The 22,170-nt window shown below is 56.1% G+C and carries 20 protein-coding genes; 10 read left to right on the forward strand and 10 right to left on the reverse strand.

Annotated elements, in window-relative coordinates; all coding sequences use genetic code 11:
- Positions 1-35 precede the first annotated feature (35 nt).
- The 4 genes from TH4_RS15660 to TH4_RS15675 all read left to right on the forward strand — a co-directional run bounded on the left by TH4_RS15660 (position 36) and on the right by TH4_RS15675 (position 4,619).
- Complete coding sequence (locus TH4_RS15660; RefSeq protein WP_064781849.1) at positions 36-1,100, forward strand: FecR family protein; 1,065 nt, start codon at positions 36-38, stop codon at positions 1,098-1,100.
- Between the two features lie 126 nt (positions 1,101-1,226).
- Complete coding sequence (locus tag TH4_RS15665; RefSeq protein ID WP_064781850.1) at positions 1,227-3,632, forward strand: TonB-dependent receptor; 2,406 nt, start codon at positions 1,227-1,229, stop codon at positions 3,630-3,632.
- Positions 3,633-3,711: 79 nt separating this feature from the next.
- On the forward strand, positions 3,712-4,122 hold the full coding sequence (locus TH4_RS15670; RefSeq protein ID WP_064781889.1) for a hypothetical protein: 411 nt from the start codon (positions 3,712-3,714) through the stop codon (positions 4,120-4,122).
- A 92-nt stretch (positions 4,123-4,214) separates the two neighbouring features.
- Positions 4,215-4,619: a GFA family protein gene (locus TH4_RS15675; RefSeq protein ID WP_064781851.1), complete on the forward strand. Its 405-nt coding sequence runs from the start codon at positions 4,215-4,217 to the stop codon at positions 4,617-4,619.
- Positions 4,620-4,671: 52 nt separating this feature from the next.
- On the opposite strand, the gene fhuB is transcribed toward TH4_RS15675, so the two are convergent.
- The 4 genes from fhuB to TH4_RS15695 are packed head-to-tail and all read right to left on the reverse strand — an operon-like array spanning position 4,672 to position 9,422.
- Positions 4,672-6,693 (reverse strand): Fe(3+)-hydroxamate ABC transporter permease FhuB, encoded by a 2,022-nt coding sequence (gene fhuB / locus TH4_RS15680; RefSeq protein ID WP_064781852.1) that lies wholly within the window; start codon positions 6,691-6,693, stop codon positions 4,672-4,674.
- Positions 6,693-7,625, reverse strand: coding sequence for an ABC transporter substrate-binding protein (locus TH4_RS15685; protein ID WP_064781853.1), 933 nt, complete (start codon positions 7,623-7,625; stop codon positions 6,693-6,695). The genes fhuB and TH4_RS15685 overlap by 1 nt, the downstream gene beginning before the upstream one ends.
- A 12-nt stretch (positions 7,626-7,637) precedes the next feature.
- Positions 7,638-8,603, reverse strand: coding sequence for an iron-siderophore ABC transporter substrate-binding protein (locus TH4_RS15690; protein WP_064781854.1), 966 nt, complete (start codon positions 8,601-8,603; stop codon positions 7,638-7,640).
- A gap of 42 nt (positions 8,604-8,645) precedes the next feature.
- Positions 8,646-9,422, reverse strand: coding sequence for an ABC transporter ATP-binding protein (locus tag TH4_RS15695; protein ID WP_063087930.1), 777 nt, complete (start codon positions 9,420-9,422; stop codon positions 8,646-8,648).
- A 304-nt stretch (positions 9,423-9,726) separates the two neighbouring features.
- On the opposite strand from TH4_RS15695, the gene TH4_RS15700 reads away from it, so the two are divergent.
- Positions 9,727-10,617 (forward strand): SMP-30/gluconolactonase/LRE family protein, encoded by an 891-nt coding sequence (locus TH4_RS15700; protein ID WP_064781855.1) that lies wholly within the window; start codon positions 9,727-9,729, stop codon positions 10,615-10,617.
- 181 nt (positions 10,618-10,798) lie between these two features.
- The gene (locus TH4_RS15705) at positions 10,799-12,373 is read left to right on the forward strand and encodes a YbaY family lipoprotein (protein ID WP_064781856.1); all 1,575 of its coding nucleotides are present in this window, start codon (positions 10,799-10,801) and stop codon (positions 12,371-12,373) included.
- A gap of 82 nt (positions 12,374-12,455) precedes the next feature.
- Here TH4_RS15705 and TH4_RS15710 read toward each other — a convergent pair whose 3' ends face one another.
- Positions 12,456-12,962 (reverse strand): GNAT family N-acetyltransferase, encoded by a 507-nt coding sequence (locus TH4_RS15710; RefSeq protein ID WP_064781857.1) that lies wholly within the window; start codon positions 12,960-12,962, stop codon positions 12,456-12,458.
- A gap of 23 nt (positions 12,963-12,985) precedes the next feature.
- Positions 12,986-14,119 (reverse strand): type III PLP-dependent enzyme, encoded by a 1,134-nt coding sequence (locus TH4_RS15715; protein ID WP_008890144.1) that lies wholly within the window; start codon positions 14,117-14,119, stop codon positions 12,986-12,988.
- A 399-nt stretch (positions 14,120-14,518) separates the two neighbouring features.
- On the opposite strand from TH4_RS15715, the gene TH4_RS20695 reads away from it, so the two are divergent.
- The 4 genes from TH4_RS20695 to TH4_RS15730 all read left to right on the forward strand — a co-directional run bounded on the left by TH4_RS20695 (position 14,519) and on the right by TH4_RS15730 (position 17,055).
- On the forward strand, positions 14,519-14,665 hold the full coding sequence (locus TH4_RS20695) for a hypothetical protein (protein ID WP_157097769.1): 147 nt from the start codon (positions 14,519-14,521) through the stop codon (positions 14,663-14,665).
- Between the two features lie 45 nt (positions 14,666-14,710).
- Entirely contained in the window at positions 14,711-15,949 is a 1,239-nt protein-coding gene (locus tag TH4_RS15720) for an ArsB/NhaD family transporter (protein WP_064781858.1), read from the forward strand.
- 8 nt (positions 15,950-15,957) lie between these two features.
- On the forward strand, positions 15,958-16,371 hold the full coding sequence (locus tag TH4_RS15725) for a DUF3830 family protein (protein ID WP_008890142.1): 414 nt from the start codon (positions 15,958-15,960) through the stop codon (positions 16,369-16,371).
- Between the two features lie 90 nt (positions 16,372-16,461).
- Positions 16,462-17,055, forward strand: a complete 594-nt coding sequence (locus TH4_RS15730) for a DedA family protein (RefSeq protein ID WP_064781859.1) — start codon at positions 16,462-16,464, stop codon at positions 17,053-17,055.
- Positions 17,056-17,122: 67 nt separating this feature from the next.
- On the opposite strand, the gene TH4_RS15735 is transcribed toward TH4_RS15730, so the two are convergent.
- From TH4_RS15735 to TH4_RS15750, 4 genes are all read right to left on the reverse strand, one after another.
- Positions 17,123-18,769: a U32 family peptidase C-terminal domain-containing protein gene (locus TH4_RS15735; RefSeq protein ID WP_008890140.1), complete on the reverse strand. Its 1,647-nt coding sequence runs from the start codon at positions 18,767-18,769 to the stop codon at positions 17,123-17,125.
- Positions 18,770-18,981: 212 nt separating this feature from the next.
- Entirely contained in the window at positions 18,982-20,502 is a 1,521-nt protein-coding gene (locus tag TH4_RS15740; protein ID WP_064781860.1) for an alanine/glycine:cation symporter family protein, read from the reverse strand.
- 31 nt (positions 20,503-20,533) lie between these two features.
- Positions 20,534-20,968, reverse strand: coding sequence for a universal stress protein (locus TH4_RS15745; RefSeq protein WP_064781861.1), 435 nt, complete (start codon positions 20,966-20,968; stop codon positions 20,534-20,536).
- A 330-nt stretch (positions 20,969-21,298) separates the two neighbouring features.
- Positions 21,299-21,658, reverse strand: coding sequence for an acyl-CoA thioesterase (locus TH4_RS15750; protein ID WP_064781862.1), 360 nt, complete (start codon positions 21,656-21,658; stop codon positions 21,299-21,301).
- Positions 21,659-22,170 lie beyond the last annotated feature (512 nt).

Below are 22,170 nucleotides of genomic sequence, written 5' to 3' on the forward strand. Positions count from 1 at the left end.
GCCCCCTCCGTCAGAAGCCGGGTAACGACACTGCCATGACCGAATTCCGCTATCCCGACGACTGCCAAAGCAATGACGACATTGCCGATTACTGGGCTGTACGCCTTGATGATGTGCAACTAAGTGCCGCTGAAGAAATCGCCTTTGAACGCTGGCAGGCGGCTGATCCGAAAAACCCTGCACGCCTGATCCGGGCCCGCCAGACATGGCAGGGCATGGAAATCGCTGCCGCCGAATTTTCAGACGATGAAGACCATTCGACTGGATCGCGCAAACCTGATCATGACACCGGCTTTGATAGCGAAGCTGTTCGGCGTGACCTTGAACGATTAGGCGCGCTTGAAGGCGGCAACAATCGCCTGCCGGGCATGCGATCAGCCAAACGCCGCGCCCGCCCGATGCTGGCGATTTTCACCATTCTGTTGCTGCTGGGCCTTTGGGGCTATTCCGCGTTTCAACCCGATGCCGATCTGATTGCGGCCAGTAATCCCGATGTTGTCGGTGAAGTTCATGAGCTGTCTGACGGATCACGCATCTGGATGGAACCGGGCACGCGCGTTGCCTTGGCCTATGGCGATCAGTATCGCGATCTGACCGTGCAAGAAGGTGGCGTGTTTATCGAAGTCGCCAAGGACAGCACAAGACCGCTTCGTATTCACCTGAACAAACTGACAGTAACGGCGGTCGGTACGGCATTCAGCGCCTCGAAATGGGGTGGCCATGTCCGGGTTGAGGTGTCCGAAGGCACGGTCGATCTTGAAAGTCGGACGGCAAAACTCGCCCGTCTGACCGCCGGTCGGGCATCCTGGCAGGATGCGGATGGCGACATGCATTATGGTATGGTGGCATTGGATCGGGTTGGCGCATGGCGCGATGGTCGCTGGGTGGTCAATGACATGCCGATTGATGAGTTGTTTGCCCGTCTTTCGCCTTTGATGGACGGTATCAGCTTCGTTCGCGATCCGCGCTTGGGCGATATCACTGTTTCGGGCAGCTTCGATCTGACCAAACCGGATGGGGCCTATGGGGCCATTCTGGCGGCCTATGGCCTGACAGACCGCACTGTTCCGGGCGGGTTCAGAATAATTTCAAAAAAATAGAAAATTTAACCTCCTCATTCCGCGGCGGTGTTCGTCATGAAGGTAATAGTGATTTGCATTATTATTCTCATGCGAAGGGGTTCGAACTTGAATATCGTGACTTTTGGGGAAACCAGAAAATTCGGAATGTCCCGTCTTTTGGGCAGCACAGCCCTGTTTGCCACACTGATGATTGCATCGGTCCCGCAAGGCTTGGCGCAAACCGCATCTGACACCGCACAGTCGGTAACGGTCGCCGCCGGGGATCTGCGCACCGCCCTTGATCAGCTTGCCGATCAGTTCGGCTTGCAGCTTGTCGTGCAGGGTGATCTTTCGGGCATCGAAAGTGGTGCGCTGACCGCCGACATGTCCGCGCGCGAAGCTTTGCAAAACCTTCTGTCGGGGTCGGGATATGCGTTTGAATTCGTCTCTGACGACAGCGTCATCATCAAACCGGCTACGACCATCACCGGCGATGCGCAGGGCCAGGTGATCCTGCCCGAAGTCGTCGTGACCGCTACCCGTTCACGCAGATCGATTGCCACCATGTCGCCGTCGGTCGTGGTGATCGGCCCTGATCAGATCGAAGCCCAGTCGGCCAAAAGCAGCGATATCACGAATGTCATCCGCAACAACGTGCCGGGCTTCATGTTTGATGACCAAAGCCTGATCTCCAGCACCGAAACCTTCCGTGGCCGTGATGTTCAGGTCCTTGTTGATGGGATTGCCCGCAACACGCCGCTGCGCAACAGCAGCCGCATTCTTTCAATGATCGACATCCAGCAAGTCGAGAGCATCGAAGTCATTCCGGGCTCAAACGCGATGAACGGGGATGGCGCGACCGGGGCGACGATTAACATCATCACCAAGACCGGTGAAGTCGGCAAAAACGTGTTTATCGTTGATGCCCATGTCAAAAGCTACACCGACGATATCGGTGACAGCTTCTCGCCGTCGCTGACCCTTTCGGGCAGCGGTGGTTTTGGCGCGGTCGATCTGGCGGCCAGCATCACCGGTTCGAAAACCGGTAATGCCTATGACGGTTACGGCAATCAGGTGCCTTCTGACGCTATGCTAGGGCAGGGCGGGTTCGATAATGCCAAAGACCTCAATGTGTTTGGCAAGGTCGGTGTGACGGTTGCCGATGGCCATCGCCTGTTTCTATCCTCGGAAGTCGTGCGGTTCCGTCAGGATATCGAATATTATGCCGACCTTTCTACCGACCCGGTGTCGGTCAATTATGACAGCCCCTATCTGGCGCAGCCGCTTGAAGATGAAAGCCAGTATTTCACTGCCGGATACGAGTTTGATTTCGGCAAGATCGGCGTTGGCGATCTGAAACTGTTTTACAATGACAGCTACAAACAGGCTGCGCGTGCCGAATATAACGCGTCGCACAACCCCGGTCTTGTCTCGCTTGCGAGCAACGGTGCGATTGAAGATCCGTTGGGGCAATCCGTCATTGATACCGTCAAATACGGTGTGAAATTGTCAACCGACACCAATCTTGATGCTGCCTATGAGGGGTTGACCTTGACATGGGGTGGGGATCTGACCTTTGACGATGTCAAATATGAAACTGTCAGCGGGCGGGATATCGGCGCCCCGATGGAGCAGGAAGGTCACGCCATCTTTGCCCAGCTTTCAGCACCTGTGACAAAGTATTTCGATCTGTCCGGTGGTGTGCGTTACGAGGAATATGATCTGACGGTCAAGGATTTCACCCGTCCGAGCTATATGCGCTACAACGGCGGCACCCCGCAGCAGATCCTTCTTGCCGCGGCCTTTACCGGCGGCGAGACGACTTATGATGCGGTGACCTACAATGCATCTGCCGTGGTACACTGGACCGACCGGATCGATACATCATTTAGCTATAGCGAAGGTTTTTCTGTCCCGGATGTTGGTGCCTATACCCGTCGCGCCGGACTGAGTGGCACGTCCATCCCGCTTAACTTCAATGACATTGATGTCGAGGCCTCAAAGGTCAAAACCTATGAACTGGCGGCCCGCTATGACGGAACCGATTTCCGCTCCACCGGTGCGATCTATATGAGCACCAATGAGCGCGGTGATAACTATGATTCCTCGAAAAACAAGCTCAGCCAGGAAAAGGAACGCATCATCGGGGCCGAGCTGACCGGCGAATATGACATCTCGGATGATACCTATGTCGGGGCGTTGGCATCCTATGTCGAAGGCCGTTATGACACCAACGAAGACGGTGATCTGGATAGCTGGCTTCCCAACAACCGCATCCCGTCGCCGTTCCGCTTTACCGGTTATGTCGACAGTTACGTCTGGGGTGATCTCAATATGCGCTTTGACGGGACTTACACGGCGGGCCGTTACAAGATCGAAGATGCCAAGATCAAGCCGAGCCTTGTTTTCAACCTGTCGGGCAACTATCCGCTGCTGGGCGGGACGGCGCGCTTCGGGATCGAAAACATCCTTGATACCAGCTACGAAAATCCGGCGGCAACCGCATTGCGTGGCTATTCGGTTGCCGGGCATGGCCGTACCGTGACGATCGGTTATCGCCGCGAATTCTGATGACGGCATCTGCATCGGATGGACCCATCCAACGGCCCGGCGGTTTCCCGCCGGGCTCGTGCGCGTAAAGGAAATCAATATGTTTCGATCAAGCAATCCGGCCCTGGATATCGTCCTATTTGAAATGATTGATCGGCAAAGTGATGCGGATGGTAAGGCCTATATCGCGGCGCTTGAAGCACTGGCCGCCCGCCACGATCCGGCCATTCTGATTTTCCGCGTGTCGGGATTTGCCGATCAGGATCACGAAATCCGCAAACAGGCTGCCATCTGGTTCAAGCAAAACCGCGACCGGTTGAACGTCTTTGCCAAGGGCCTGATCCGGGTTGATGAGGGGCACCATCACGGCGATGGCGCGGTTCACCGTCACGATGATGAGGACCCGGAACAAAGCAACTTTGCCCGGATGCTGCCATTCCCCGTCAAACATGTTGCGACGCTGGATGCCGCATTTGCCCTTGCCCGTGATTGGCCGCCGTCGGACCGCTAACGGATCGGGGGCTGAATGCGGATCCGGGGTTGGAATGTGATAAATGTTCATGTTATGTTCTTTTTGAAGGGCTCACATAACAGGATTTAAAAATGATCAAGGGAAGCTGCCTGTGCGGCAAGGTTACGTTCGAAATTTCCGGCGAACCATCATCGCTAAGCTATTGTCACTGTTCGCGCTGCCGCAAGGCGGCGGGTGTGTTTTCCGCCGTGGTGATTGGCAAGGCGGATGATCTTCATATGCTGACCGGTGAAGAGGTGATTGGTCGCTATAAGGGGCCGGACGCAAAGTTTGACCGCTGCTTTTGCAAGGAATGCGGCACGTCGCTTGGTGATTTGTCTTCGGGCGACATTTACGTTGTGGCGGCATCCGCCCTTGATGATGATCCGAAAATCCGCCCATCCGTGCATATCCATACGGCGTCGAAACCCGACTGGTATGACATCAAGGATGATCTGTTGAAGTTTGACGGCGACTACATCCCGCCAAACGGCTAACGCGAACAGACCAGATTTCGACAGGCGTCATGAAATGCCATGACGCCTGTGATCACCGTTTACGAACAGCAAGGATCAGGAAGTAGCTCGTGCCGATCAGGGCGGCGATCAGGCCAGTCGGCAGTTGTGCCGGATAAATCATGTTACGTGCCAGCCACTCGGCCACCATCATGACATTGACCCCGATCAGAACAGCGCCGAGCAAATGACCGCCGGCAAGGCGGTATCCCGCCACGCGCGCCAGATGCGGTGCCATCAACCCAACGAAGCTGAGCGGCCCGACCAGAAGGGTTGCACTGGCCGCCAGAATGGCAGCAAGCAGCATCATGGCAAACTGAAAGCCGGATATCCCGAGACCCAATGACACGGATTGATCCGTGCCAAGCGATGCCAGTTCAAGCGGACGCTTGAGCGCAATTGCCACCACCAGAAGCACACCGGTGACGGCAGCGACAATCATCACCTCGTCCATATTGGTGAAATAGGTCGTCCCGGCCAGCCAGGACATCAGCATCGATGTCTGCGTGCCGCCGCGGGTCAAAACAATGCGGACAATCGCGCCCAAAATGGCGGTCATGGCCAGACCATTGAGTAACATGTAATGCGGCGCATGGGTGAATTTGCGACAGAGTGCCAGCAACACCAGAAGCGACGCAATTCCGCCCGCAGCCCCGATCACCATCAATTCCGCGCGCTGGCCAAAACCGAAAATCGCCAGTGCCATGATCATGGCGAGTGCGGTGGCCGAACTGACCCCGGTGATTTCCGGGCTTGCCAGCGGGTTACGCCCGACACGCTGAATAAGCGTGCCCGAAACCGCAAGGGCGGCGCCGCAAATCATCGCGGCAAAGGTGCGTTCTGACCGCCCGATCAGGATATCAAAACTGCTATCCTGCCAGCCCAGAACGACAAAACCATTGCCATCCAGCGAGACGAACAATGAAAACACCACACCGATGACAAGACTGAGAGAAAGCGTAATCGAAAGGGCGGTTTTCGAGACGATCTGTTGATCTCTGTGCTGATCGTCGCTTTGACTGCCGGGCATGATGCGCGCCTTGCGCAACATGAAAATGATGAACGGTGCGCCAAATAGTGCGGTGGCGGCCCCGGTTGGCAAGGGATCGCCACCAAATTCGTTAAACTGGCGCACCAGAAAATCAATCACGACAAGGGCAAAGCCACCGGTGAAAACCGAATAGATCATCAAATCACGCGATCGCGACAACCCGGCAATCCGCAGGGCCGCAGGAATGGCAAGCCCGACAAAGCCGATCATGCCTGCGGCCGAAATCACCGATGCGGTGATGAAAACGGCAAGTCCAAGGATCAGCAGCCTCAGAACCGTAACCTTCGCGCCCAGAGAACTTGCCGTATCGTCGCCAAGGGCCAGAAGATCAAGCGGGCGCGACAGGGCCAGAATGGCAATCATGCCGATCAGCACACGCGGCCAGACAAACTGCGTATCCTCCCAACCATTCTGGGCCAGATCACCAGCCCCCCACATGAAGATCGACTGCAGATATTGCTCGTTAAACAGCAGGATGATCTGCGATCCCGACTGCAACAGCAGATTGACGATCATCCCGGCGAGAATGAGCCACAGCGTCGCATTGCCACGATTGGCGGCAATCAGATAAACCGCCGCCAGTGCAATCAAACCACCGGCAAGGGCAAAGGCCTCCTGAAACATGGCAAGCGATGCCGGGGCCAGCAACACAAACAGAGTCAGGGCAAATTCAACACCTGCCCCGACACCAAGGGTTGTTGGCGATGCCAGCGGATTGCGCAAAACTGTCTGGATCGCGGCCCCGGCCAGTGCAAGACCCGCCCCACACAGAAATGCCATCGCAAGGCGGGGCAGGGTGCTGTAATGAAACAGGATTTGATCGAAATCGGTTTCATCCGGGCTGAACAGGGCCTGTGTTGCCTGTCCACCGGCAAGATACGGCCAGAAATCAATTACCAGCACGGCAAGGGTCAACAGTCCCAGAATGCCTGTCAGAATTGCTGGAATGGACAGCGTCCCGGGAAAGCCGGACCTGCCTGAAGCTTGAAGTACCGAGTTACTCATTATTGCGGGCCGTTTTCAATGGTCTCGGTCAGGAGTTTGGCAAAACGAAGCCCGGACGGCACCCCGCCATAGGCCCAGACCACCGGCAATTCATAAACCCGGTTGTTGCGGGTGAAGTCCATCACCTTCCAGATCGGGGAATTAAGAAGTTTATCAAGCACAATTTCGGGCACCGGATTGGTATAGACCAGCGTTTCCTTGGCATAGGGGGCAAGTATCTCCAGCCCGCCGCGGCCAAAGCCCCATTTGTTGACCTCCCCGTCATAGGCGACCGGCACGCCCATTGCCGTCATCACCGAACCGGGGAGCGAGATATCGGCAAAGATACCGACATTGCTTTCATCAAAGAAGAACACAACGTTGATTGTTTGATCGGGCCCGATGGCGGTTTTGATGCGGTCGCCATACTTGATCAATTCCTGATCAAATTCGGCAAGATAGGCTTTGGCCTCTGCCTCGCGCCCGGTGGCCTTGGCGATTTTGCCAAAGACCTCGCGCGCGGTTTCAAAGGCGGGGCGCTTGCCATCAAACAGTCTGAGTTCCAGAACCGGCGCAATCGCGGCCAGTTTTTCATAGGACATTCCGAGATCGGGCACGGAAATGATCAGGTCCGGTTTTGACGCACGAAGGGCTTCCAGATTGGGCGATGAACGCTGGCCAAGGTCAACAAAGCTTTGCGGAAGGTCCGGCTTGGCAACCCAGTCGACGTAATCTTGCGGGTCGGCAATGGCGACCGGATCAAGGCCAAGGGCAATGACGCTTTCGGTAAAGGCCCAGTTGATGGTCGCCACCCGCGTGGCCGGGGTATTGAGGCGCAAAGTGCCGCGTTCATGTTCGATCTCGATCGGATCGGCAATGGCGGTTGACGCATGTGCACCGATCAGGGCAGCACACAGCAAAACCGGACAAACAAGCGCGCGAAGGATGTTCATGCCAGATGTCCCTTACGAACCGCTTGCGGCGGTGTCAGTCCCGGTAACCGCGTCGGCCAGCAACTCGGCAAAGCGTGCCGCGGACAATACCCCGCCAAAGGTCCAGCTTGCCGGGATGGCATGGACGTGGTCGTTGCGCGCAAACGGCATGGCTTTCCAGATCGCGGAATTAAACAGGGTTTCGCGTGTGGTCGGTGCGATCGGCTCGACATAGGCGAATTGCACATCGCCCATCTTGGCCAGATCTGACACATCGCCATTATGAAACGCCCAGCCATTGACATCCCCGTCCCAGGCATTGGCAAATCCCATGCGGCCAAGGACGGAGCCAAACAGCGACGTCTTGCCATGAATGCGGAAATGCGACTCATCAAGAATGCGGACAACAGCGAATTTCGCATCATCGCCGACATGATCGCGGATGCGCGCGGCGGCGGCTTCGATCCGGGCATTGACCGATGCAATCACATCCTCGGCGGCGTCCGGTTTACCGGCCAGTTTGGCGACATTGCGCAACAGGGTTTCTGCCCGGTCAATGGCGGGTTCGTCACTGCCGGTATTATAGATCGAATAAACGAGTGTCGGCGCATAGCCAGACAGCTTTTCATAAGCCATGGCGACATCGGTGCTGATCAGGATGGCGTCCGGCTTGGCATCGCGAAGGGCTTCAAAGTTGGGCTCCCGTCGGGTGCCAAGGTCGGTGAAGCTTTCGGGCAGTTTGGGTTCCACCACCCAGGCGCGGTATCCATCAGATTCCGGGATCGCCACCGGATCAATGCCCAGCGCGATCAGGCTTTCGGTCAGGGCCCAGTTGGAAACCGCAAAGCGGGTCGGGTGGGTATCAAGCCTGATCTCACCCAACTCATGAGTAAAGGTTTCCTCGGCGATGACGGGCTGGGCCGTGACACATGCGCTAACCATTCCGGTGACAAGTACAAGGCGCGCCGCAATGCAGCCAATCCAAGGTTTTGATATCATGATTTCCCTGATCCCTGTTGATGTGGAGACGTGCGCAAGCAGCTAGGCGACATAGCTTATGAAGCGGTCCGGGTTGCTGAGTTTGATGACGTCGATATCAGTCTGGAAAATATCGCGCAGCGTATCGCCATTCATGAAATCGTGTGGCGTGCCCTGCCAGCAAGTGCGCCCGCCGCGCAGTGCCAGAATGTGATCGGCAAAACGCCCGACCATGTCGATGTCATGCAAGACGGCAATGACGGTCAGATTGTTCTGATCCTTAAGGTTGGCGACCAGTTGCAAAATGTCGCGCTGATGACCGACATCAAGGGCAGAAGTCGGCTCATCCAGCAATAGCACCGGCGCATCCTGTGCCAGCAGCATGGCAAGCCAGACCCGCTGGCGTTCCCCACCCGAAAGGCTTGCGACCAGCCGGTCGGAAAACTCCGTCACGTGGGTTAGGTCCATTGCCCGATCGATCTTGGCGTGGTCTTCGTCGCGATACCGCCCAAACGCCCCGCGCCATGGATAGCGGCCAAAGGCCACCAGTTCGCGCACGCTTAAATGCGGAGGGACAACCGGGTTTTGCGGAAGGTAGGCCACCTTGCGGGCGAAATCGCGCGTGCCATGATCGGCAAGGTCCTGTCCGTCGAGTGCGATGGCCCCGGATGCCGGTTTGTTTTTGCGCGCCAGAAGCTTGATCAGCGTACTTTTGCCCGATCCGTTATGGCCGACAATCGCGCTGAACGCCCCGGTCGGAAAGCCGACCGTGATGTCCTCAAGCAGCGTCTTTGGCTTTTTGCCATCACTTTTGAAAGCGACGTCTTTCAGGTCGAACATGGACGGAAACTCATGCGCCGGGAAATGGAAACTGCGCCATCGCCGGATCGCGGCAAGCAGGCGCGCTGTAAAGTCTGAGAATGCTTATCAATTACTTTCTCTAAATGCAACCGAGTTGCGATTGCAGCCTGCGGAAAATTAAAGCAGCCTATCCAATCATCATATAAAATTACTTTTCAGCGGGCATCATTCCGGTTAGCAATGAAAGCTTATGATTTTGATCGCATCGGGCGGTTTGCCGCGATAAGAATGGTCATACAATTACAAGGCGCCAAAACAGACGCGCCGTGATCAGGGAGAACCCATGTCTAACGTAAAAACCGTTTTGCCAAATCTGCGATGCACACTGGGGGAAGGCCCGCATTGGGACGCCGAAGATGGCGTTCTGTACTGGGTCGATATCGTCGGAAAGACAGCCTATGCGCTCCGCCCGGATGACGGCGGATCGCGCAGCTGGGTATTTGATCAGCCGGTTGCCGCCATCGTGCCACGGCAAAAAGGCGGGCTTCTGGTAGCCCTTGCCGACGGGTTGGCCTTTTTGGATCCCGACAGTGGCAAAACCACCCCGTTTGTCGCCCCCGATGGCGATCATCCGGGCAACCGATCAAATGAAAGCCGGGTCGACCCGATGGGCCGGTTCTGGATCGGGACCATGCAAAACAATATCGGGCCGAATGGCGAAGACCTGCCCGTCACGATTTCGACCGGGACGCTGAACTGTGTCACGGCGGACGGCGAGACATCGCGTTTTGGCGAGAATATCGGCATTTCCAACACGCTGTTGTGGTCGGCCGATGGCACAAAGATGTTCTTTGGCGATACCATCACCAATACGCTCAATGTCTATGACTTTGACATGAAAACCGGCGTGCCATCCAATCCCAAGGTGTTCTTTGGTCCGCAGGATCGCGGCAATATGGATGGCTCGGCGATGGATGCCGATGGCTATATCTGGAATGCGCGGTGGGGCGGGGGATGTCTGATCCGCTTTGCGCCGGATGGCAGTGTTGATCGTATCATCGAACTGCCGGTGACCCAGCCGACCAGTTGCGTGTTTGGTGGTCCGGATCTCAAGACGCTTTATATCACTTCGGCCGCGGTCGGGTTGGAGGGCAATGGCAATCCGCTTGAAGGCGCGCTGTTGTCGATCCGCACAGAGGTCGCTGGTCAATTGTGCCACCCGTTTGCCGGCTAGGCATTTTCCGTCAGGATTGCATCGCCTTACGGGCAAATCGCGCCAAACAGCCCCTTGGGTGCCCTAAATCGGGTAATTGGCGCGATTTGCCCATTTTTGGCCTTGGTTTTCAGTATGTTTGGCGTCACCATTATGTGGTGGCAGAACACATCACCAAAAATACGAGCAAGCCGGGGTTAAAATGAAACCTGTTACCGCCGCAACCATGTGGGCAAGGGCGCTTATTGCCTTTGGCGTGGTCGCAATATTGTCGGGCTGTGCCGCCCTGCAATCACCAAGCAACAGCGTCACCGGATCGGTCAGTTACCGTGAACGGATCGCACTTTCGCCGGACAATACCTTCCTTGTCGTGCGGTTGCTTGATGTCTCGCGCGCTGACGCGCCATCGGTGGAAATCGCATCGCTGCGCCAGCCGGTGGCAAACCCGCCGATGGTTTTCATCCTGCCCTATGATCTTGATGATATCGAGCCGCGTCACAGCTATGCGGTCGAAGCCAAAATCGTCAATGCCAATGGCGATCTTCTGTTTCGCAATGATCAAAGCTACCCGGTCCTGACCCGCGGTGCGCCAAGCGATGTCGATATCGTCGTTCGCCAGGTGTCGCGCGTTCAGGGTGACGGTGCGCGCAATGGCGACGGTTCGGACGTGCCTGACGACATCGCAGCGATCGAGGCCAAACTGGCCGACATGCGTGTCATTCCCGGCCAGTATTCCGCATCCGATCACACCGTGACCTATAAGGCCTATGTGACGACGGATGGCGAACCGCTTCTGGTTGATGAACATCGCGATCTTGGTGATTACGGATCAAGCGACGTCAAACTTTATTACCGCAACGGTCAATTGCTGCGCTTTGCAGAGGACGCCAAACGGGTCAATTACGGCGGGGAGCAAAGCGACGCACCGCTGCATTACACCCTGACACTTGATTTCGCCCAGGGGCGCTTTTCCAGTGGCACCAAAACCGTCAACGGCACATCCAGCCAGCCCGATGAACATGAAATCAGCGGCGCATTATCGCAAAGCAAGGTGGCGCTCAGCCGGATCGAGGCGATGTTAAGCCAGCTTAACAGCACCCCGGATCCGATGACCGGCCCGGAATTGTTTATCTGCGATGATCAAAGCCGCTTTGCCGTGACATTTGATCATGACGCGGAACGCGCCATTGTCGAAATGCGCGGACGCGAACCGATCAGTCTGGCACAGATGCCGACCGGTTCGGGATATGGCTATGGCAATGACATGTACGAATTGCGGGGCAAGGGGGCCGATGCAATCTGGACAACGCCATCGGGCGATTTCCATTGTGCGGTTTCATCGATGCCGGTCGAGGCCGCAAGTCTGGCCCGTGCACCGGGTGATTTCCCGGTGGTCTCGGTGGCCGAGCTCAAAAGACAGGGCGATGGCATCTGGACACGTTATTTCGATGACATGATGCCCGCCATCACCGCCTGCCTTGCCAAAAATCCCGGTGATCTGGTGTCGGTGCTGAAAGCCTGGCCGATGGATCATGGCATGGTCGGTGTCCGCACCATCAACGGCAATGGCGGGCGTTATGATTGTCTTGTGACGTCTGATGGCATGGGCACCGCCCATACCGAACAGGTCGAAACCACGACCAACATTTTGCCCGGCGAAGACATTGTGCGCTACACCCCGGCCAATAGCGCCTATCCCGGTGGCGAATGCTTTGCCCATGAACGCCTTGAACAGAACGGCGTGTTTATCGGCTGGTTGTCGGAAAAGACCTGCTGATCTGATCGGTAAAGATCGGAAAACAAAAATCCCGGCCGGGGCAACCCGGGCCGGGATTTTTTTGTCGTATCGCTTTGATGTCTTAGTGGACCATGGCCCCGGTTGCACGCAGCATGCCGGTTGAACCACTCAAGCCATCGCCGTTGCCAAGATGGACCGCCTGGAACCGATGACGGTCAAAATGGCCGGGCATCAAAAGCCCGCTTGCGGGGGCCGCATGGAAGCCAAAGCGTGCGTAGTAGTCCGGATCCCCCACCAGAAGAACCGAACGGTGACCGGCTGCCTGTGCCGCATTAAGGGCGGCATAAACCAGACCGGCACCCACGCCGGACCCGCTATAGATCTTGTCGACGGCAAGCGGGCCGAGCAGCAATGCATCCCCTGCATCGCCAGCATTGACATTCCACAACCGGACGGTGCCGATCATTTGTTTGCCGTCGTGGGCGACAAACGCAAGACCGTCCGCCGGAAGCCGATTACGGCGCAGGATTTCAGACGATTTCTGAAACCGCGCCTGACCCATTACGCGATCAAGCAGCTTTTCGCGTTCAATGTGCGAATATGCGCCTTCGCGATCAATTGTGATCATTGGCCTATCTTTCCCGAATGGGGTCAGATGATATAGGCGGCAAGCGGCGAGAAGCCGTTGAACGCCACAGATGCATAAGTGGTGGTATAGGCACCGGTTGCCTCGATCAGAACCTCGTCACCGATGGTCAAAGAGACCGGCAGGTCATACGGGGTCTTTTCATACAGCACGTCAGCCGAATCACAGGTCGGACCAGCCAGAACGCACGGGGCAACTTCGCCGCCATCGTGGATCGTGGTGATCGGATAACGAATGGCTTCGTCCATGGTTTCGGCAAGGCCACCGAATTTACCGATATCAAGGTAAACCCAGCGCACCGGATCGTCGGCATGTTTGCGCGAAATCAGAACAACCTCGGCTTTGATCACGCCGGCATCACCCACCATGCCACGGCCCGGTTCGATAATGGTTTCGGGCATGTGGTTGCCAAAGTGGTTGTGAAGCGCATCAACAATCGCCGCACCGTATGCTTCGGTTGCCGGAATGTCGCGCAGGTAACGGGTCGGGAAGCCCCCGCCCATATTGACCATGCGAAGGTGAATGCCTTTTTCCGCCAAGGTACGGAAGATCGACGATGCTTCGGAAAGGGCAGTGTCCCAGGCGTCAAGGTTGCACTGCTGCGACCCGACGTGGAAGGACACGCCATACGCATCCAGACCCATGTGATGGGCATGCTGAAGAACTTCGAGCGCCATGGACGGCGCGCAACCGAATTTGCGCGACAGCGGCCATTCTGCGCCAACGCCGTCGGTCAGAATGCGGCAGAAAACCTGCGCACCCGGTGCGACACGGGCAATTTTTTCGACTTCTTCGACGCAATCAACCGCATAAAGGCGCACACCGAGTTCAAAAGCGCGCGCAATGTCGCGTTCCTTTTTGATGGTGTTGCCAAACGAAATGCGGTCCGGGCTTGCACCAGCGGCCATCGCCATTTCGATTTCCGGGACGGATGCGGTGTCAAAGTTGCTGCCAAGATCGGCAAGCAGGCTCAGAACTTCCGGTGCCGGGTTTGCTTTGACGGCATAGAAAATGCGCGAGCTCGGCAGGGCACGGGTAAAGGTCTCGTAGTTGCGCTGAACAACGTCGAGGTCAACAACAAGGCACGGGCCTTCCGGGCGGTTCTGTGCGAGAAAATCAATAATACGCTGAGTTGCCATTGGGGCGTTCTCCCATTCCACGATATGGCAGCGTGCATGTACCTGATGCGTGTGCGCGGTGGAGGCGCAATGACGCGGACTACTTGCGTGCTGTTTAGCCCCGGGGCCAACCGGAACTGCGAAGTTAAGTCTGCCTCGCTATGGAATGGGGAATTCCCGTTCCGCACGTGGGCAATGATGGTGTGCCTCTTTAGTGTCGGTGGATTTGGACGCCACCTGAGACCAAAAAAGCCCTACACCGTCGTTGCTTTAAGTAAGTCCTACGGGTTCCAGTAAGCAGGACCACCACAGGCACGTGCGACTTTGGGCAAGTCCGCATGTACGCCCGTTGCTTTTTCTGCGCAAGTGAAATTTTCATCCGTTTTGTCATGAAACAATCGCAGGATCGTCGAAGAACTGATGTCGCAACGCACAAAATGGCTCAAATGGCTGCGTTCGGGCTTTGCAAGAATTTCAGTTGGCGCATTTCGGTATGGGGCATTGCAATTTGCGCATAACCGGAACGTGAATATCAAGCCGATTGACCGTTTCCCGGCGGCGCTGTAGCCATTATCCGAAACCCGGCAGTCGCCGTGGTCATGGGGGCATTTTATGAATTGGCTGATCGCCGTTGTTTTTGTTCTGGTCTATATCGGCATGGCGCTGGGCCGTTGGCCGTGGCTTGCGATCAATCGCACCGGCATTGCCGTGTTTGGCGCGGTGATCTTGCTGATCAGCGGGGCGGTTGACCGCGATGGCGCGCTGGCATCGATTGATTTTGCCACCCTTGCGGTGTTGCTGACATTGATGGTGCTGTCTTCACAATATGCGGCAAGCGGCTTTTTTGACTGGATCGGGCATCGGATCACCGCGCTGAAATGCGGGCCGGGCGGGTTGCTGGCCGGGGTGATCGTCATGTGCGGGGTGCTATCGGCCTTTTTGACCAACGATGTTGTCGTCTGGGCAGTGACGCCGGTATTGATCACAGGTGTGATTGCCCGCGGACTTGATCCCAAACCCTATGTGATTGCGGTGGCGTGTGCGGCCAATGCCGGATCGGCAGCCACCCTGATCGGTAATCCGCAAAACCTGATGATTGCCGAGTTTGGCAATCTTGATTTTATCGGCTTTGTTCTGGCCTGTGCTGTGCCCGCACTCCTGGCGCTTGGCGTCGTCTATGTCGTGATTTTGCGAAGCCCGATGATGCGCGGGCAAACACATGCCGCCGCGGCGGGGGTAAATGCAAGTGCGCGATCAGTTGATCAACCGGTTCGCCCGCTTGATAAAACCATCCTGACCAAGGCGGTTTTGGCGACCATCGCCGTGATCGCGATTTTTGTCTTTGTTGAAGACCGTGCGCTTTGGTCGCTTCTGGTGGTGGGGGCCTTGCTGCTTAGTCGGCGTCTCTCGACCGATCAGGTTCTGGGGCGGGTCGACTGGCATTTGCTGGCCCTGTTTTGCGGGTTGTTTATCGTCACCGGCGCAATGGCGCAAAATGACGTGATCGCCAGCCTGTTTCGCGATGTCCTGATCACGTTGCAAATCCATCATCCGGGTGTTCTGGCCGGTGTGTCGCTGGCCGGGTCAAATACGATTGGCAATGTGCCGCTGGTGATGATGTTGCTCTCACTCGGTCCGGAATGGAGCACGGAAATGTTGCATGCGCTGGCGATTTTTTCGACATTGTCGGGCAACTTCCTGATTGTTGGCTCGGTTGCCAATATCATTGCCGTTGAACAGGCCGCAAAGGCCGGAACGGTGATTTCATTTATCGATTATGCGCGCCTTGGCGTGCCCGTTACATTGATCAGTCTGGCGCTGTCGCTGGGGTGGGTCATCCTGATTTCATAGGAAACATCATGTCCAATATCAAAATTACCGCCGGTCCGTTTACCTTTGATGCGGTGCTCGAAATCGAAAAGGCACCACATACCTGCAAGGCGTTCCTTGATCGCATGCCGTTTGAAAGCAAGGCGGTGCATGTCCGCTGGAGCGGCGAGGGGGTGTGGATGCCACTCGGCGATTATCAGTTCGGTGTCGATTACGAAAACCACACCAGCTTCCCGGCCCCGGGCCAGATCATCCTTTATCCGGGTGGCATCAGCGAAACCGAAATCCTGCTGGCCTATGGCGGGGTGCATTTCGCATCCAAGGTCGGCCAGCTTGCGGGCAACCATTTCATCACGGTCACCAGCAATCTCGAAGACCTTGAAAAGCTTGGCAAGATGACGCTTTGGGAAGGTGCTCAGTCTATCCGGTTCGAACTGGCGTAATCACCGCAACTGTGATCGGGCACACTTTCAAGTGTGCCCGGTTTGGCCTAGAAGGCGAACCACCATCCAATAAGTGCAGGCGGACGTGCCGTGTTTGAGACGATTAATCTGTGGATTCAGGATCATCAGGATCTGGTCTATATCCTGATCTTCACCTATTGCGTCAGCAAATCCAGCATCCTGCCGGTATTTGCCGGCATGCTGGTCGCGGCCGAAAGCCTGATGATCGTGCCGGCGGTTACGTCGATGATTGCCGGTGGGCTTGTGGGCGACGTGCTGCGCTTTGGCCTTGCGCGTAAATACGGCGATGCGATTGTCCGCAAGTTGCCCAAATCCCTGTCAGACTGGATGGGCAAGACCCTGCGATTGTTTGAGCATTACGGTGTCGCCTATATCCTGCTGTGCCGCTATCCGCACGGGGTGCGATCATTTGGGGTGTTCCCGGTTGGCATGAGTTCGATGTCGTTTATCCGCTTCCTGCCGCTTAGCATCGCGTCAGTCCTGCTTTGGGTCGGGCTTTACTATGGGCTTGGCCATAGCCTGGGAGCGGGAATGTCCGAACTGGTTGAGCAAAACCTTGCGATGCTCAGCCCGATCTTGCTGATTGTGTTTCTTGTGCTGGGCTGGTTTGCACTCCGCCGGATTGATCGGCTTGAGCAACAGGCCGAACGCGCCATCAAGTAACCCAATAAAAAAACGGCAGCATCGAAATCGAATGCTGCCGTTTTTGTCTTTGCGATAAGTGGGCTGCTCATTCAGCAGCAATCGTCTTGCCGTCTTTTTCAAGCATTTCGCCCTGTTTGCGTTTGGCAAGAATTTCGCGCGCCTTGGCGTAGCTTTCATCGTGCCAGAAGATCAGGCAGCCATTGCAGCCCCGGCCACAGCAGCCCTTGGTGCCAACACGCGGGGTGCGGAAAGAACGTTCTTTCTGGCGATCATCAAGGGCGGTCTGAAGCGCTTCGCGTTTCGCGTCGTAGCGTTCTTCGTTGCCTTTGCCCATCTCGATCTTGTGGCCTTCCTGATCAAGTTTCAGGCGCTGCCATTCATCTTCCGACAGGGCCTTTTCCTTGCGCACGATGGTCATCGGCAGGATTTCACGTTTCAGGAATTCCGGGTCTTCCTGTTCAAACAGGCTGAACGGCAGACGGATGCGCGGATGGGTATTGGCATGCACCGCTTCGCCGACCTTGCCGGTTTTGGCATCGATGAATTCATACATGCGGATGAAGATCGTCTGGCGCGTACGCGGCGGCACGATTTCGATCACGTCGCCCGGCAGCATGCGGTTTTTGACCGACATGATAAAGGCGTCGTCTTCGACTTCCTCGATCATTCCGGCAAATTCCCAATCCGACACGTTCGTGTTGCTGTCATAGCCATGTGCGTAGTTGGTCAGGCGACCGTCATGGAAGGCCAGCGTGTAGCCCCGGTTCGGGATGGTCGCCAGTTCCTTCATATATTCTTCGGCCGACCAGTTTTCCGGATCCTTGTACCAGTCATCAATCGCCATGCGGTACGCGCGCGCAACAAGCCCGGCGTAATACGGGCTTTTGCCGCGCCCCTCGACCTTGAGGCTGTCGACCCCGATTTTCAGGTAATCCTCAAGTTTCGGCATGATGCACAGATCGCGCGAGTTCAGGATGTAGGATCCACGCTCGTCCTCCTGAATTTCCATCAGCTCGCCCGGACGCATGTCTTCTTCGAGGAAGAAGTCAAACATCTCGAGGTTTTCTTCGGTCAGTTTGAGTTCCTTGACCGTGCCGTCCTTAAGCTTCATGTGGACCTTGTATTTCCAGCGGCACGAGTTGGCGCATGCCCCCTGGTTCGCACCACGTTCGGCCATGAAGTTCGAAAGCAGGCAACGACCGGAATAGGTCATGCACATCGAACCATGCACGAAGGCCTCGATCTTGATGTCCTGGCATTTTTCGCGGATTTCGGTCAGTTCCTCATAGGAAACTTCACGGCCGAGAACGACCAGCTTGGCACCGATGCTTTGCCAGAATTTGACGGACTGCCACGAACATACGTTTGCCTGTGTCGACACATGCAAATCAAGTTCCGGCGCATGTTCACGGACAAACATGAAAACACCCGGATCAGCCACGATCAGGCCATCCGGACGGACCTTGCGCACGGTATCGACATATTCCGGAAGCTTGTCGATGTCCTTGTTATGCGAAAACAGGTTCAGTGTGAGGTAAACGCGCACACCATGGCTATGGGCGAAATCGATGCCTTCGACCACGTCATCAAGTGACATCTGGCTTTTAACACGCAGCGACAGGTCCGGCGTGCCCATGTAAACGGCGTCTGCGCCATAGAGCACAGCAACTTTCAGCTTTTCGAGCGAGCCTGCGGGCATCAGCAATTCGGAACGGCGCGATTGATTACTCATCACTTGCGGGTCTTTTCTATTTGGTCGTCTGCGGGAAATCTCTCTGGCGCGGCTTCTATCACAGCCTGCTGCCTGTGCCGATTAAAATCGCATATTTCGCAAGCCTTGCATAGCTATGGCCGTGATGAGCTGCCATGCCGGACTTGCAGGGCGCCAACCAAAACACCCCCGCCAAGGGGCAGGGGTGTTTGGAATCGTTTCAAAGTTTTGGCTTACTTGACCTTCTTGATCTCGCCGCTTTCGATCTTGGCCCAGTATTGTTTGACCTCACCGCGCACCACCGGCATCAGGAAATAAAGGCCGATGATGTTGGGGATCGCCATGGCAAAGATCATGGAGTCCGAGAAATCAATCACGGGGCCGAGGCTCATGGACGCACCGACGATCACACACAGGCAGAAGAACAGCTTGAAAATGATCTCCTTGCCCTTGCCTTCACCGACCAGATAGGTCCAGCTTTTCAGCCCGTAATAGGACCATGACAGCATGGTCGAGAAGGCAAACAGCACGACAGCCAGTGCCAGGATCAGCGGGAACCACGTAAAGGCCGACGCAAACGCCGCCGAGGTCAGCTCAACCCCGGTCAGGCCGGAATTAAGTTCGCCACTGATGGTGATCACAAGGGCAGTCATGGTGCAGATCACCACCGTATCAATGAACGGTTCAAGAAGGGCGACATAGCCCTCTGTCACCGGTTCCTTGGTGCGGACGGCTGCGTGGGCGATGGCGGCTGAGCCAATGCCGGCCTCGTTCGAAAACGCTGCACGTTTAAAGCCTTGGATCAATGCGCCGATTACACCGCCGGCAACACCGGCCCCGGTAAAGGCACCGACAAAGATCTGGGCAAAGGCGTCACCAACCATGGTGATGTTCGACAGGATAATGATCATGCCTGCGGTGACGTAAATCACCGCCATAATCGGCACGATCTTTTCGGTCACTTTGGCGATGGATTTGATGCCGCCAATGATCACGACGCCAACAATGATTGCCATCACCAAACCAAACAGCCAGCCCGATCCGGCAAGGAAGCTGTTTTCCCCGCCGGTGACATTGACCACCTGCTGGAAGGCCTGATTGGCCTGAAACATATTGCCGCCGCCAACAGCGCCGCCAATACAGCAGATCGAAAAGACGACGGCCAAGACCTTGCCCAATCCCGGTTTGCCTTTTTCAGCCAGGCCCTTGGACAGGTAATACATCGGGCCACCCGAAACGCGCCCGTCTTCATATTCGTTACGGTATTTAACGCCCAGCGTACATTCGGTGAATTTCGATGCCATGCCAAGCAACCCGGCAAGGATCATCCAGAATGTTGCCCCCGGTCCGCCAATCGAAACCGCAACGGCGACACCGGCAATATTGCCAAGCCCGACCGTGCCCGAAAGGGCGGTGGCAAGGGCCTGAAAGTGGGAAACTTCCCCGGCATCCTCGGGGTGGGAATAGTCGCCCTTGACCAGCGCTATGGCATGGCCGAAGCGACGGAACTGAACAAAGCCGAAATAAAGCGTGAAAATGGTGGCGGCAACAACAAGCCAGCCGACAATAAGGGGAAACGCCGTGCCGGCAATCGGCACGGAATAGAACATGGTGCCGGCAATCACATTTGAAATCGGTGCGATTGCCTGATTGATTCTTTCATCAAGGCCGACTTCCTGTGCAAGTGCGATTTGCGGCAGGGTGGCCGACATCATTGCAACGGCGCTGGCCGCTGCTGTCTTTTTCCAGAACATGATGGTTCTCCGGTTTAAATTCGTGATTGCCTTACGGAACGACAGTGACCGGAACAGGCGACGCCTGAACCAGGGTAAGCGGCAAACTGCCCAGCAGCCGCGCGCTCAATGTCGAACCACCCTTCCTGCCGACGATGATCTGGCAGGCGCCTTTGTCTTCGGCGATCTTGCAGATCAACTCGCCGGAATGGCCGTAACGGACTTCCGAAGTTACCGGTATTTTAAGTTTGTTAAGCGCATCCAACGCGGGCTTGAGGGTTTCCTCCGCCCGCGACAGTTCTTCTGTTCGCCGTTGATGGCGTTCTTCAAGTTCCTGTGTCGACAGGAAGCTGTAGGGGGACCATTCAAGAACGTAAACCAGATGAATGGCGCAGCCTTCGGCTGTTGCGCGTTTGCCCGCGAATTCCACGGCACGCTGTGCTGCATCTGTTCCGTCATAGCCCACAAGAATTGGCTGATCGGTCATGTGCTTCTCCTGATCAGAGACTGAAATGTCGGATAAGGCTCTCCCACTTCCTCTCGCAATACAGGTGTCGGCCTGTACCATGTCATCCTTGTCCCTGACACCAGCACACGACGGTTCCCCCGAATTTCATTTCCAGCGCCAAGTGAAACGACATCGGGGAATGATACATAAAACTGAAACTAATTCGCCAAAAAGTTGAGATATAAAAATAAGATGTTCTGTTTTGGCGTGTGATTTGACGCCCAAACAAAATAAAACGCGCCGAACTTTTCGGCGCGCGTGGGAATGTTTTGCAAGAACGCTTAAAAAAAGTGGGTCCGACCGGATCGATCAGGCCTCTAACAAGGCGTCTTCCGGGTCGGGATCAAGCGGGCGCGGGCGGCCATCCTCGTCAAGGGCGACAAAGGTAAAGATACCTTCGGTCACCTTGTCGGATGTTTCTTCAAACCGGGTCTGGCGCCAGGCCTGCACATGGATGCGAAGGGATGTGCGCCCGACATGGATGATTTCGGTGAAGAACGACACTTCATCGCCGACATGAACCGGACGCAGGAACGACATGCTGTCGACAAAGACGGTCGCGGTTCGGCCCTTGGCCCGGCGTGCGGCGGCGGTTCCGGCGGCAAGGTCCATTTGCGACATCAACCAGCCGCCACAGATATCCCCGGTCGGGTTGGTATCAGACGGCATGGCAACGGCACGCACCGACGGTTGACGGTCGGGGAGGGTGTCGGTGGCTCGTTTACAAGGGTCATCGAAGGCTTTCCGAAGTGGGTTTGTCCGATGACGTTACTTTAGTTTGTCTAAATAAAGCCAGCACAAAATGTTGCCAAATCAGGGACATACCGGATGTCCGGTGGCCTGTAATCCGATGTGGGTCTGGTGGTGTCGGGCCCCGGTTTTTCGGCGTGGATGCAGGTGTTTTGCGACCCAACCAAGAATTCGGATTTTTAATCTTGACCAAATGATCAGGATTGGACATGCTGTATCCGTCAGAGAGAGGCATCTGCACGTGTATCAACCGGGGATAACCCCGAAACTATAACCACACGGCAGATCAAATACTGGGAAACAATCCGGCTCAAGCCGGACGGATACGCCAAGAATGTCAGTACGAGAGACCCTGAGTTGGTCGGGCCCGCCCGTCCACGCAACGCCATAATTGCATTCTGATCGCACAGTAGCTGCGATCATTTTTGGCC

This window comes from Thalassospira tepidiphila MCCC 1A03514 (assembly GCF_001662875.1).
Taxonomy (GTDB): domain Bacteria; phylum Pseudomonadota; class Alphaproteobacteria; order Rhodospirillales; family Thalassospiraceae; genus Thalassospira; species Thalassospira tepidiphila.